The 13,366-nt window shown below is 64.3% G+C and carries 12 protein-coding genes and 1 pseudogene; all 13 read left to right on the forward strand.

The window, feature by feature from the left end; translation table 11 throughout:
* Window positions 1-181 precede the first annotated feature (181 nt).
* The 13 genes and pseudogenes from QMC81_08655 to QMC81_08715 all read left to right on the forward strand — a co-directional run bounded on the left by QMC81_08655 (window position 182) and on the right by QMC81_08715 (window position 13,172).
* The gene (locus QMC81_08655; GenBank protein ID MDI6907540.1) at window positions 182-343 is read left to right on the forward strand and encodes a hypothetical protein; all 162 of its coding nucleotides are present in this window, start codon (window positions 182-184) and stop codon (window positions 341-343) included.
* The gene (locus QMC81_08660; GenBank protein ID MDI6907541.1) at window positions 343-801 is read left to right on the forward strand and encodes a hypothetical protein; all 459 of its coding nucleotides are present in this window, start codon (window positions 343-345) and stop codon (window positions 799-801) included. Before QMC81_08655 ends, QMC81_08660 begins: the two co-directional genes overlap by 1 nt.
* A 303-nt stretch (window positions 802-1,104) precedes the next feature.
* Window positions 1,105-1,572: a CtsR family transcriptional regulator gene (locus tag QMC81_08665; GenBank protein ID MDI6907542.1), complete on the forward strand. Its 468-nt coding sequence runs from the start codon at window positions 1,105-1,107 to the stop codon at window positions 1,570-1,572.
* Window positions 1,573-1,595: 23 nt separating this feature from the next.
* A complete protein-coding gene (locus tag QMC81_08670; GenBank protein MDI6907543.1) occupies window positions 1,596-2,102 on the forward strand; it encodes a UvrB/UvrC motif-containing protein in 507 nt (168 codons plus the stop codon).
* A gap of 21 nt (window positions 2,103-2,123) precedes the next feature.
* Entirely contained in the window at window positions 2,124-3,209 is a 1,086-nt protein-coding gene (locus QMC81_08675; GenBank protein ID MDI6907544.1) for a protein arginine kinase, read from the forward strand.
* Window positions 3,210-3,235: 26 nt separating this feature from the next.
* Window positions 3,236-5,662, forward strand: a complete 2,427-nt coding sequence (locus QMC81_08680) for an ATP-dependent Clp protease ATP-binding subunit (GenBank protein ID MDI6907545.1) — start codon at window positions 3,236-3,238, stop codon at window positions 5,660-5,662.
* A gap of 78 nt (window positions 5,663-5,740) precedes the next feature.
* Complete coding sequence (radA, locus tag QMC81_08685) at window positions 5,741-7,069, forward strand: DNA repair protein RadA (GenBank protein ID MDI6907546.1); 1,329 nt, start codon at window positions 5,741-5,743, stop codon at window positions 7,067-7,069.
* A 111-nt stretch (window positions 7,070-7,180) separates the two neighbouring features.
* The gene (gene disA / locus QMC81_08690) at window positions 7,181-8,257 is read left to right on the forward strand and encodes a DNA integrity scanning diadenylate cyclase DisA (GenBank protein MDI6907547.1); all 1,077 of its coding nucleotides are present in this window, start codon (window positions 7,181-7,183) and stop codon (window positions 8,255-8,257) included.
* Window positions 8,258-8,351: 94 nt separating this feature from the next.
* The gene (locus QMC81_08695; GenBank protein MDI6907548.1) at window positions 8,352-8,828 is read left to right on the forward strand and encodes a CarD family transcriptional regulator; all 477 of its coding nucleotides are present in this window, start codon (window positions 8,352-8,354) and stop codon (window positions 8,826-8,828) included.
* A 93-nt stretch (window positions 8,829-8,921) separates the two neighbouring features.
* Window positions 8,922-10,046 carry a PIN/TRAM domain-containing protein gene (locus tag QMC81_08700; GenBank protein ID MDI6907549.1) on the forward strand — a complete coding sequence of 375 codons (1,125 nt, stop codon included), beginning with the start codon at window positions 8,922-8,924 and terminating at the stop codon, window positions 10,044-10,046.
* Window positions 10,030-10,698 (forward strand): annotated as a pseudogene (gene ispD / locus QMC81_08705) (2-C-methyl-D-erythritol 4-phosphate cytidylyltransferase). Before QMC81_08700 ends, ispD begins: the two are co-directional and overlap by 17 nt.
* 30 nt (window positions 10,699-10,728) lie before the next feature.
* Window positions 10,729-11,208 (forward strand): 2-C-methyl-D-erythritol 2,4-cyclodiphosphate synthase, encoded by a 480-nt coding sequence (gene ispF, locus QMC81_08710; GenBank protein ID MDI6907550.1) that lies wholly within the window; start codon window positions 10,729-10,731, stop codon window positions 11,206-11,208.
* Between the two features lie 248 nt (window positions 11,209-11,456).
* Window positions 11,457-13,172 (forward strand): ATP-binding protein, encoded by a 1,716-nt coding sequence (locus QMC81_08715; GenBank protein MDI6907551.1) that lies wholly within the window; start codon window positions 11,457-11,459, stop codon window positions 13,170-13,172.
* Window positions 13,173-13,366 lie beyond the last annotated feature (194 nt).

The raw sequence follows: 13,366 nt of genomic DNA on the forward strand, positions 1-13,366 counted from the left end.
CTGGGCCTTCGCGCTGGGGTTCGCCAGCATCGGGCTGAACACCAGGCTGAGCGACCTGCGGGCTGCGGGCAAGGACGGGCTCATCCTGGGGTTTGTCGTCGGGGCGATGAAGGCTGCACTGGCCCTGCTGGTGGTCCTCTACATCCTGTAAGGCGCAGCGGGGAATGAAGGGGGGATAACGGTGACCATCGAGGGAGCGTTGAAGCTCGAAGAGGCCGTGACACAAGAAGCAAAGGCCCCGGAGCCCGCGGGCGGGAAGGCGCGCGGCAGAGTGCGCCGCCAGGACTACCTGGTGATCGCCCTGGGCCTGGTCGGCCTGATCGTGGCGAAACTGGCGGCCTGATGAGCGGCGCAGAGGGCGGTGTCCTCGCCGTGGTGCGGGGGACGGTGCGGCCTGAAACGGCCGCCGCGGCCTGGACCCTGGCCTCGCGCCTCGGGGCGGCCCTGACGGTGCTCTACCTGCCCGGGGCCGACCTGGCACACTACGGTTTTGCCGAAACCCTTGCTCCTTCCACGGCGAAGCATGATTTTATCGCTTACGTGCAGGCCAACGCTTCGCGGGAACTCGCCCGGACGAAAGAGGCCTTCGCCCACGCCGGGGCGCCGGCCGAACGTATAAGGTGGAAGCCGGGGGACGGCCCGTTGCCGTCGCGGGTGGCGCAGGAGCTTGGGGCGGGAGCCTACGAGATGGTGGCGCTGTGCGGCCGCGCCTCCAGCCCGGGCCGGGGGCGGGGGTTTACGGAGCGCGAGGCGGCCGCCGTCGCCCGGCGGCTTTCCTGCCCGCTGGTGTACCTGCCTTAGGGCTTTAGTCCGGCGCCGGTGTACGGCGGGCCTGTGTATACTTCGGCCCCTTCCTTAACGGTAAGGAAGGGGCTTTTGCCGTTCACCGGGGGCCGACGGAGGCCGGGCGAGTGAAGTCCGCGCGTGTAAATGCACCGGATCCGGCGTACCAATAAGCCGAAGGGCGCTTCCTTGAGACTTTGACTATCCTTGACCTATTTGCGGCAAGAATAATCTAGGAAGACGGTTGCAAAGCTTCCCCAGGACTCTTTAGACTTTAGTTAAGGTCAGTCAAAGTCAAAATGTAAGGAAGGTAGGCGAGGAATGCCCAGCATCGCCGATCTCATCAGCGCGTATATCCTGGAACTCCTGGCCGATAGCCCGGGGGGGGTGGTGGAAATCCGGCGCAACGACCTGGCGCTGAGGTTCAACTGCGTTCCTTCGCAGGTTACCTACGTCCTGGCGACGCGGTTTTCGCCGCAGTCGGGGTTCATGGTTGAAAGCCGCCGGGGCGGCGGCGGGTATGTGCGCATCGCCAAGATACCCTTCGGCCGGTCGGCCCTGTTGACGCAGTTGCAGCGCCTCATCGGCGCCGAGATAGGAGCGCGGGAAGCCCACCTCTTTATCAGGCGCCTCGAGGAGGAGAACCTGATTTCATACCGGGAGGCCCTTCTCATGCGGGGGGCGGTCGGCGAGGACCTGAGCGGGGTGTCTCCTTCCGACCGTAACGCTGTGCGTGCCAGTCTTTTGAAGAACATGCTCGCCGCCCTCTGGTCGGGCGGAAGCGGTTAAACACAAGGGGGTGCAGCGGCAGGATGGAATGCGAAAAGTGCCATAAGCGTCCGGCGACGGTGCACTACACCGAGGTCGTTAACGGAAAGAAACGGGAAATGCACCTTTGCGCGACCTGTGCCGAGGAGGAGGGGATCGGGAGCTTCAAGATCACGACGCACCCCTTCAAGTTCGAGAACCTCTTCGGCGACCTCCTGGGGGCCGAGCTCCCCCGCGCCGCCGGTGAAGCACGGGAGAACGCATGCCGCCGGTGCGGCCTGACCGAGCGGCAGTTCGCGCGGCTGGGCCGTTTCGGCTGCTCCGGGTGCTACGACGCCTTCGAGCCGCACCTGGACGCCCTGTTGCGCCGGGTGCAGGGGCACCTGCGCCATACGGGCAAGGTGCCGGCCCGCGGGCAGCACAAGGCGCGGCGGCAACGTGAGATCGACCGCCTGCGCCGGGAACTGCAGGAGGCGGTACAGCGCGAAGAGTTCGAGCGGGCGGCGGAACTCCGGGACAAGATCAGGGAACTCGAGCAACGGGCGGACTGAGGAAGGAGGAGAAGGGCAAGGATGGGTTTCAGGTCTACCGTGAACAACCCCTACAGCCGCTGGATGGATGACCGGGCGCCGGAAACGGACGTGGCGGTCTCCAGCCGGATCCGCCTCGCCCGGGCGCTGCAGGGTTTCCCGTTCCCGCACCGCCTGCCGCCCGAAAGGGCCGAAGAGGTGGTCCACGCCGTCCGCCTGGCGATCGGCGACGAGCAGGTCCGCCGCGCGGCCGGGGCGATGGAGATAGCGACCCTGGCGGAATTGGCCCCTGTGGAAAGGCAGATACTAGTCGAGAAACACCTGGCCAGTCCCGCCGTTCTTGAGGAAGGCAACGAGCAGGGGCGCGCCGTCGCCCTTTCCGAGGATGAGACGGTGAGCATCCTGGTCAACGAGGAGGACCACATACGCCTGCAGGTCCTCCTGCCGGGCCTGCAACTGGAGGCGGCCTGGCGCCTGGCGGACCGGGTCGACGACGCCCTGGAAAAGACGCTGGACTACGCCTACGACGAACGACTGGGCTACCTGACGGCTTGCCCCACCAATGTCGGAACCGGTCTGCGCGCTTCGGTGATGGTGCACCTGCCCGCCCTGGCCCTGACCGGCCAGGCGCGCGAACTCCTGACCGCCGTCTCCAAGCTCGGAATGACGGTGCGGGGTCTGTACGGCGAGGGCACCGAGGCCAAGGGCTACCTCTTCCAGCTGTCCAACCAGGTCACCCTGGGGTACGGCGAAGAGGAGATCGTTAAGAACCTGACGGGAGTAACGCTGAAGGTTATCGAGCAGGAGCGGGCGGCGCGCCGGCTGCTCCTCAAAGAGAGCGGCGCGCTCATCGAGGACCGCTCGTGGCGCGCGCTGGGCCTGCTCAAACACGCGCGGCGGCTGTCGTCCGACGAGGCCCTGCGCTTCATCACCGACATCAGGCTCGGGGTTGATCTGGGGATCATTAAGAACCTGCCGATCCGCGTCCTAAATGAACTGATGGTTCTGACCCGCCCGGCCTGCGTGACGAAGGCCGGCGGCGAGGAAGGGTTGACGCCGGGACAGAGGGATGAGTTGCGGGCCAAGCTGGTGCGGGAGAAACTTGCGGACTTTAAAATCGGTGATTAGCATAGGCAAATGGGGGAGGTATAAAAATGTTCGGTCGATTTACAAAGCGTGCCCAAAAGGTGATCCTGCTGGCCCAGGAGGAGGCCCGCCGGCTCAATTACCCGTACGTGGGCACCGAGCACCTGCTGCTCGGCTTGATCCGGGAGGGCGAGGGCGTGGCGGCCAAAATCCTGGCCGACCTCGGCATAGACGCGGGGAAGGTCAAGCGGGTCATCGAGCAGATGGTCGAGACGGGGCAGGGGCCGGTCGGCGTCGAGGTCACCCTCACGCCCCGGGCCAAGCGCGTCCTGGAACTTGCGGTTGACGAGGCGCGCCGTCTGGGCCACAACTACGTGGGCACCGAACACCTGTTGCTGGGCCTGATTCGCGAGGGTGAGGGCGTGGCCGCCCAAATCCTGACCGGGATGGGCGCCGACCTGAACAAGGTGCGTAACCTGGTGCTGCAGATGCTGGGTGGGGCGGCCCCCGCGGGCCCGCCCGGCGAGCCGGCCAGGGGGGGCGCCAAAACCCCGGCCCTTGACCAGTTCGCCCGCGACCTGACCGCCCTGGCCAAGGAGGGCAAGCTGGACCCGGTGATCGGCCGGGAGAAGGAGATCGAGCGGGTCATCCAGATCCTGAGCCGCCGGACCAAGAACAACCCGGTCCTGATCGGTGACCCGGGCGTCGGCAAGACGGCCATCGCCGAGGGCTTGGCCCAGCGGATCGCCGCCGGCAACGTGCCCGAAATCCTTCTGAATAAGCGGGTCGTGGCCCTGGACCTGGCTTCGATGGTCGCCGGGACCAAGTACCGCGGCGAGTTCGAGGAGCGCATCAAGAAGGTCCTCGACGAGATCCGGGCGGCGGGGAACATCATTCTCTTCATCGACGAACTGCACACCCTGATCGGCGCCGGGGCGGCTGAAGGGGCGATCGACGCCGCCAACATCCTGAAGCCGGCCCTGGCCCGGGGCGAACTGCAGACCATCGGGGCGACCACCCTCGATGAGTACCGCAAGCACGTGGAAAAGGACTCCGCCCTGGAGCGGCGCTTCCAGCCGGTGATGGTCGAGGAGCCGACCGTCGAGGAAACGATCGCCATCCTGCGGGGCCTGCGGGACAAGTACGAGGCGCACCACCGGGTGCGGATCACCGATGAGGCGCTGGAGGCCGCCGGCCGCCTCTCGGACCGCTACATCACCGACCGCTTCCTGCCCGACAAGGCCATCGACCTGATTGACGAGGCCGCTTCGCGGGTGCGGCTGCAGGCTTTCACGGCTCCGCCGGACCTGAAGGAGCTGGAAAACCGGCTGGAGGAGCTGCGCCAGGAGAAGGAAGCGGCGGTGGCGGCGCAGGAATTTGAGAAAGCCGCCCAGCTCCGCGACCAGGAGCAGCAGCTGCGCAGCCAGCTCGACTCTTCGCGGGAGGCGTGGAGGCAGCAGAAGGGCGGCGACGAACTGGTCGTAGCCGACCAGGACATCGCACACATCGTCTCCAGCTGGACCGGCATCCCGGTCAAGAAACTGGCCGAGGAGGAGTCGGAGCGGCTGCTGAAGCTGGAGGAGATCCTGCACCAGCGCGTCGTCGGGCAGGACGACGCCGTGGCCGCCGTGGCCCGGGCCGTGCGGCGCGCGCGGGCCGGGCTGAAAGACCCCAAGCGGCCGATCGGGTCCTTCATCTTCCTGGGGCCGACCGGCGTGGGTAAGACCGAGCTGGCCCGCGCCCTGGCCGAGGCGCTCTTCGGGGACGAGGAGGCCCTGGTGCGGATCGATATGTCCGAATACATGGAACGCCACGCGGTCTCGCGCCTGGTCGGGGCGCCTCCCGGCTACGTCGGTTACGAGGAAGGGGGCCAGCTCACCGAAGCCGTCCGGCGCAAGCCCTACACAGTGGTCCTGCTGGACGAGATCGAGAAGGCCCACCCCGAGGTCTTCAACATCCTGCTGCAGGTCCTGGAGGACGGCCGCCTGACCGACGCCAAGGGGCGCACGGTGGACTTCCGGAACACGGTGATCATCATGACCTCCAACGTGGGCGTGAGCCTCCTGCGCAGGGAGGGCACCCTGGGGTTCGTGACCAACGAGGACGCAAGGGCCGAGTACGAGAAGATGAAGGAGCGGGTGATGTCCGAACTCCACCGCACCTTCCGGCCCGAGTTCCTCAACCGCATCGACGAGATCATCGTCTTCCACTCCCTGACCGGCGAGCATATCCGGAAGATCGTGGACCTGATGCTGGAGGAGGTCAACAAGCGCCTGAAGGAAAACGAGGTTGAGGTCGAGTTCACGGAGGACCTCAAGGACCTCTTGGCGAAGGAAGGATTCGATGAAAAGTTCGGCGCCCGGCCGCTCCGCCGGACCATCCAGCGCAAGGTCGAGGATCGCCTGTCGGAGGAACTCCTCAGGGGAACCTTCTCCCGGGGGGATAAGGTGGTCGCCGACGCCGCGGAAGGAGAAGTAGTGGTACATAAGGCATAGCATTAGCCCGGAGCGCGCTTGTTGCCGGTGGCTAAAAATGGTATAATGGCGAAAAAAGGCGGCTGAAGGAGGCTGTCCGTGCGCTGTCGCGAGTGCGGCTATTATTCACCGCGCTGGATGGGACGATGCCCCGGTTGTGGAGCGTGGCAGTCCTTTACCGACGAAGCGGAAGGGGGCCGGAAGAAGGCGGCGACTAAGACGGAGCCGCCCCGCCCCCTTTCCGCCGTTACGGGCGGCGAGGGAAAGAGGATCGGCACCGGCCTGGCCGAGTTGGACCGCGTCCTGGGCGGCGGCATCGTCCCGGGGGCGGCGGTCCTCATCGGCGGCGATCCCGGCATCGGGAAATCCACGCTGCTGCTGCAGGTCGCCCGGCAGGTGGCCGACCGGTATGGGGACGTGCTGTACGTCGCCGGAGAGGAGTCGGCCCTGCAGGTCCGGTTGCGTGCCGAACGCCTGGGGGCGGTCCACGACCGTCTGCTGCTCACTGCCGAAACCGACGTCGACGTCGTGGCCGCCCTGGTGGGCGAGGTCTCGCCCCGGCTGGTGGTCGTCGACTCCATCCAGACCGTGTTCCGTTCCGGGCTGCAGGCCGTCCCGGGCAGCCTGGGGCAGGTGCGGGAATGCACCCTGGCTCTGGCCCGTGTCGCGAAGGAGACCGGAGTGCCGGTCTTCCTGGTGGGCCATGTGACCAAGGAGGGCATGCTGGCCGGCCCGCGGGTCGTGGAACACATCGTCGACGCCGTCCTTTACCTGGAAGGGGAGAGGCACCAGGCCTTTCGCATACTGCGCGGCGTAAAGAACCGCTTCGGCTCGACCAACGAGATCGGGGTCTTCGAGATGCAGTCCGCCGGGCTCGTGGAGGTCACCAACCCTTCAAGCCTTTTCCTGAGTTCCGGCGCACCGGAGGCCGTGCCGGGGTCGGTGGTGGTTTCCGCCGTCGAGGGCACCCGGCCGCTACTGGTGGAGATCCAGGCCCTGGTAAGCTCCAGCGGTTACGGCACCCCCCGCCGGATGACGGCCGGAGTGGACTACAACCGGGTCGTCCTCATGGCCGCGGTCTTGGAGAAGAGGGTCGGCCTGGAGCTTTCCAACCAGGACCTGTATGTCAACGCCGTCGGCGGCGCCAGGCTCTCGGAGCCGGCCGTCGACCTGGGGATCGCCGTCGCCCTGGCCTCAAGTTTCCGGGACCGGGCGTTGCCGCCCCGGACGCTGGTCGTCGGAGAGGTCGGCCTCACCGGCGAGGTGCGGCCCGTGCCGGCCCTGGACAAGAGACTCCGGGAAGCCGCCAAGCTGGGTTTCGAGGCGGCCCTGGTTCCCGGCGAAGGGTACCCCCGCCGGGGCCCGGAGGCGGGCCTGCGCGTCCACGGCGTACGGACGGTGGGCGAAGCGTTGCAATTGTTGAGTTGAAAACCGGCGTTCCGCGACCGGCGATCGAACAAAAAAGGATTCGCGGCAGCGAATCCATACGAGTCCGACGACCGACGGCTGACGACCGACGACCGAACAGGAGGTTGAACCTTGGTCAGGGACGAGAAGGCTGAGGAGGAACTGCTCCGCATTCTGCGCACGGTGGCTCCCGGAACCCCGCTCCGCGAAGGGCTGGAGAACATCCTGCGGGCGGGAAGCGGTGCCCTGATCGTCGTCGGCGACCGCCCCGAAGTGATGGAGATCGCGGAGGGGGGCTTCAGAGTCAACGCCGAGTTCTCCCCGGCCAAGCTCTACGAACTCGCCAAGATGGACGGGGCGATCATCCTGGACGACGAGGCGCGGCGGATCATCGCCGCCAACACCCAGCTCGTCCCCGACCTCGGCATCCCGTCCAACGAGACCGGCATCAGGCACCGGACCGCCGAGCGCGTCGCCCGGCAGACCGACGCCCTGGTGATCTCCATTTCCCAGCGCCGCGGCGTGATCACGATGTACAAGGGGTCGATCAAGTACGTCCTCCGCGACCTCGGCGTGATTTTCACCAAGGCCAACCAGGCGCTCCAGACCCTTGAAAAATACCGGACCATCCTCGACCGCATCCTGATCAACCTGAGCATCCAGGAGTTTGAGGACACCGTTACCCTTTACGATGTCTGCAAGATCATCCAGCGCATCGAGATGACCCTCAAGGTGGTCCGCGAGATCGGCAAGTACATTACCGAGCTGGGCACCGAAGGGCGCCTGATCACCATGCAGCTGGACGAGTTGATCGCCAACCTGGACGACGAGGGCCTGCTGGTCATCCAGGACTACAGCACGGCCGCCGACCGTACGCCGCGGCAGCTCCTGGGCATCATCGAATCCTGGCCGAGCGAGGACCTCCTGGACCTGCCGCTCATCGCCCGGGTGCTCGGCTATCCGGGGGGCAGCACGATCCTGGAACAGCACGTCTCCTCGCGGGGTTACCGTATCCTGGGCAAGATCCCCCGCCTTCCATCCCCGGTCATCGAGAACCTGGTGGGCACCTTCGGCACGCTCAACCGCTGCCTCAACGCCTCCCTGGAAGAGCTGGACGCGGTGGAGGGGATCGGGGAGACCCGCGCCCGGGCCATCAAGGAGGGCCTGAGCCGTTATTGGAACCAACTCCTGCAAGAAAGATACCGGTAATCGTTAGCAGAAAGGCGTACAAGGCCGGATTTTTGACAGGATTGGTTGGTTTGTGGTATACTTAAGGAAGTCAAGGATCCCGGGAGGTGGCGCGTTGTTTAAGATTGGAGACAAGGTTGTCTACCCAATGCATGGGGCGGGCGTCATCGAGGCCATCGAGGAGAAGGAGATTCTGGGGGAAAGGCACCAGTACTACGTTCTCCGCCTACCGATAGGCAATATGAAAGTGATGGTTCCAACCTCCAGCGGGGAAGGTATAGGTCTACGCCAGGTAATCGGCATGGAAGAAGTGCAGGAAGTGTTCGGCATCTTAAAGAGCAACAGCACCCAGATGCCGGGAAACTGGAACCGGCGTTACCGTGCCAACCTGGAAAAGATCAAGAGCGGCAACATCTACGAGGTGGCCGAGGTGGTAAGAAACCTGGCCCGCCGGGAACGTGAAAAGGGCCTCTCCTCGGGAGAGAAAAGGATGCTTGACAGCGCCAGGCAGATCCTGATCAGCGAACTGGTGCTCGCCACAGAGCTGGAGGAAGACAAGGCCCGAACGATACTGGACCAGATGCTGGCCTAGACTGGCGGAAAGATTCGCCAGTTTTTTTTATTGTGAGGCGCCTTTGGGCAAAGGTATAATAAAGGGACAGGGTTGGAAAGGAGGTGAAAGAGAGTGCGCAGGGCTGCTTTTCTTTTTTTGACCCTCGGATTCGCGGCGGCAGGGTTCTTCCTGGGCTACTACCTTTTCGTGCAACAGGACGTCTTTGACCTAAACCTCGCGACCACCACCGGCTACGGTATGGCGGCTTTAACGACCCTTATCGCACTCGCGGTCGGGATCGTTACGGCACCGCGGATCATCGCATTGACCATCGCGCTGAACACGCGCTCCGTTGAGCACCTGCAACGAATGCCCATCCAGGACCTGATCATCGCCGCCCTTGGACTCATTGTTGGCCTGTTAATCGCCAACCTCATCGGTTCCATCTTAAAGGGCCTGGGCTGGTTCGGCACGGCCATCGGCATCCTGGTTTCCGTGTTCCTGGGCTACCTGGGCCTGATGGTCGGCATCCGCAAGCGCGAGGAGCTGGTCGGGCTGCTCGCCAACCTGCCCTGGCTGGGGAAAGACCGGGGTACCCGCGGAGAGGCCAAGCTCCTTGATACCTCCGCGATCATCGACGGCCGCATCGCCGACCTTTGCTCCACGGGTTTCCTGGAAGGGACGCTGATCATTCCCGCCTTCGTTCTCGACGAGCTGCAGCACATCGCCGACTCCAGCGACACGCTCAAGCGCAACCGGGGCCGCCGGGGCCTCGATATCCTTAATTACATCCGCCGGAAGTCCGAGACGAAGGTGCAGATCTACGAGAACGTCAAGGGCCTGGAGGACCTCCCCGACGTCGACACCAAGCTCGTAAAGCTGGCGCGGCGTCTGGGGGCGAGGATCATTACCAACGACTTCAACCTGAACAAGGTCGCGGAACTGCAGGGCGTGAAGGTGCTGAACATCAATGAGCTGGCCAACGCCTTAAAGCCGGTGCTCCTGCCCGGGGAGGAGATGACCGTCCAGGTGATCAGGGACGGCAAGGAGCCCGGTCAGGGGGTCGGCTACCTGGATGACGGCACAATGATCGTCGTCGACGGCGGCAAGCGCTTCATCGGCCAAACGATCCGGGTTACCGTGACCAGTGTCCTGCAGACCACGGCGGGCCGGATGATCTTCGCCCGTCCCAAGGTCGGCCGCAAGGACGAGCCGCTCCACGGGAAACTCGACGAGGTGAATGCGGTTGGCGGTTAAGGCGAACGCCGTTATCGTCGCGGCCGGCGCAGGCAGTCGGATGGGGGACGGCCCCAGGAAGCAATACCGGCTGCTCGCCGGCCGCCCGGTTTTGGCGTACACTTTAAGGGCCTTTGAGGATACGGAGATGATCGGGTCCATCGCCCTGGTGGTGACGCCCGGCGACGAGGAATGGTGCCGCCGCGACATTGTGGAACGCTGCGGCTGCCGCAAGGTGGCGGCCGTCGTCCCCGGCGGGCGGGAGCGCCAGGAGTCGGTCCGGCAGGGCCTCGAGGCCCTGCCCCCCGCCCCGCTGGTGGTTATCCACGACGGGGTGCGGCCCTTCGTGACCCGGGAACAGGTCGAAGCGGTGGTCGAGGCGGCCGCGGAGCACGGGGCGGCCACCCTGGCCGTGCCGGCCAAGGATACGGTGAAAATCGGCGACGCGGCGGGCATGGCGGTCGAGACCCTGCCCCGTGAACGGCTGTGGCTCGTCCAGACCCCGCAGGCCTTCCGGCGGGACGTCATCCTGTCCGCCCACGAGCGCGCCCGCGCCGAGGGCTTCACCGGTACCGACGACGCCTCCCTCGTCGAGCGGCTCGGCGGGCGGGTGGCCCTGGTGCCCGGGGACTACGCCAACATCAAGATCACCACCCCCGAGGACCTGACCTACGCCCGAGCCCTCACCGGAGAGGCGACGAGCTTGCGCACCGGATTCGGCTATGACGTGCACCGGCTGGTTGAAGACCGGCCACTCATCCTGGGCGGCGTCAACATCTCCTACCCCCGCGGCCTCCTGGGCCACTCCGACGCCGACGTCCTCACCCACGCCGTAATGGACGCCCTGCTGGGCGCCGCCGCCCTGGGGGACATCGGGCAATACTTCCCCGACACCGACCCGCGGTATGAAGGCGCGTCCAGCCTGGACCTGCTGGCGGCCGTCGCCCGCCTGCTGGCCGACAAAGGCCTCACCGTCAACAACATCGACGCCACCGTCGTCGCCCAGGCCCCGAAGCTCGCCCCCCACATCCCCGCCATGCGCGCCAACCTGGCCCGCGTCCTCGGCCTCAACCCCGACCGCGTCTCCGTCAAGGCCACCACCACCGAGGGCCTCGGCTTCACCGGCACCGGCGAGGGCATCGCCGCCCACGCCGTGGCGACGGTGGTCGGCTGCGGCGGGTAGCGTAAACGCCCGCTTAGCCTTCCTTCCTCCTTCCGTTTTCTCCATTACACGAAGGCTCCAATAGAGGGATTATTTAGTAATGTGTCGAAATTGAGCCCCAGGCACACCTTTGAAGTGAGCATCCCGGAACCGCTTGCGAATCGGGTCTAGCAGAGAACCGGTAAAAACAGCCGCACCCAGTTCTCGGTTACTCTCGGGCAGGAAGCTGACCGGGGCCGTAATGGCAGGGGGCTTTCATTGGAGTGGTCATGCGCAACGTAAGCGAAATCACCGAACTGTTAAATGAACTCGAAAGCGTTACAGCGGATGACCTTGAAGATCAGGATCTGGACTTCAAAGAATGGGATCCGCAGAGTATGAACGATTCCGTGGGTCTCGTCATTGAGATGGCTGTTTGCATGGCCAACGGGGGCGGTGGCACCGTGGTTTTCGGGGTGAAGGACAAGGTTATAGGGCGGGCCCGGGCCATCCTCGGCGTACCTCCCGAGGTGGATGTCAATCGCCTGAAAAAGGCCGTCTATGACTCGACTGACCCCAAATTGACGCCGGTTTTTGAAGAACTGCGGGTGCCGGAAGGTACGGGCCGGATCCTGGTTATGCATATCTATCCCGGCATGCCTCCATATACAGACACCGCCGGGAGGGGCAAGGTTCGCGTGGGCAAGGATTGTCAGCCGTTGACGGGCACCCTCAGGCGGCGCATTATGGTCGAGACGGGGGAGACTGACTTTACTGCGGAAGAAACGGATGGTCGGCCGGAGGACCTGATTTCGGCGGCAGCCCTGGAACAGCTCTGCGATGCTGCCCGTCGGGAGAAGGCGCCCGAGGAGCTTTTCCGGCAAAGGGGCTTGGATATCCTTGCTCAAATCGGTGTCCTGCGCTCCGGTCGCCTGACCCGTGCCGGGGTACTTCTCGCCGGGACTGACCAGGCGATTCGTCGAAACGTTCCCGGTTTTGTCTGGACTCACCTGCGAATGGTAAGTGACACCCGCTACACGGACCGTGCCGACGGGTCTGATGCCCTGCCGATTGCCCTTTCCCGTCTTATGGACCGGATCAACGCCGATAATCCCATTACTACCCTGGAACAGGGACTGTTTCATTTCGAGTATCGTACCTACCCGGAACTCGCTTTGCGGGAGGCACTGTTGAACGCCTTTTGCCATGCGGATTTTCGCATCGCCGGACCCATCCTGGTCAAGCAGTTCCCGGACCGTCTCGAAATCAGCAATCCCGGCGGTTTTATCGCCGGGATCACCCCCCAAAACATCTTGCATCATCAGCCGGCGGCCCGGAACCCCCTCTTAGTCGATGCATTGGCTAGACTGCGCCTGGTGAATCGTAGCAACCTCGGCATTAGCCGGATGTTCGAGGCGCTCCTTATCGAAGGCAAGGAACCGCCTCTCATCCTGGAAAACGGGGATTCGGTCACCGTCACTTTTCGCCGGCGAGAATTCTTATCGGCCTTTCGCATGTTTGTGGCCGAGGAGAACCGTACGGGCCGATTCCTTTCGGTGGACCATCTCCTTGTGCTTCAATACCTCCTGGCTCATCCGGAGATTGACACCCGCGCTGCCGCATCCATTTGTCAGCGCTCAGAACCTCAGGCCCGGGACATTTTGACCGAGATGGAGCAGCGCCTTGCCTATCTTGAGCGTGGCGGAACCGGCAGGGGAACCTACTGGACCCTGCGCCCGGAAGTCCACCGTCGCCTGGCCGGTCCAAGCTACCTTGAACGGGACCGTCGCATCGACTGGGATGCGGCCAAGACGCGGATCGCCAGCATTCTCAAACGAAGGTTCGAGCATGGCGATTCAAAGGGTTTGTCTAACAAGGAGATCCGCGCGATCACCCGGTTTAGTCGACAGCAGGTCACAAAAATGATGGCAGAGTTGAGGAGAGAAATACCCCAGATTGTCACCGAAGGCCATGGTGCCGGAGCCCGGCATGTTTGGATAGAATGACACGAGAATCGACGCACTAGTCAATTGCGTGTCAATTATGCTCCGAATTGACTTCCAAATTGACCTCCAGGCATTCCGGAGCAATTGCCACGAAGACTGCCAGTCTGTCTTATACTAAGCGCTAAGTCCTACCGCTTTGGGAAGAACCGGCGCCGTAAGAGCGTAGGTCGGATTTAATCCACGGGCAACCTTCC

It is taken from the genome of Thermoanaerobacterales bacterium, assembly GCA_030019475.1.
GTDB lineage: Bacteria > Bacillota > Desulfotomaculia > Desulfotomaculales > JASEER01 > JASEER01.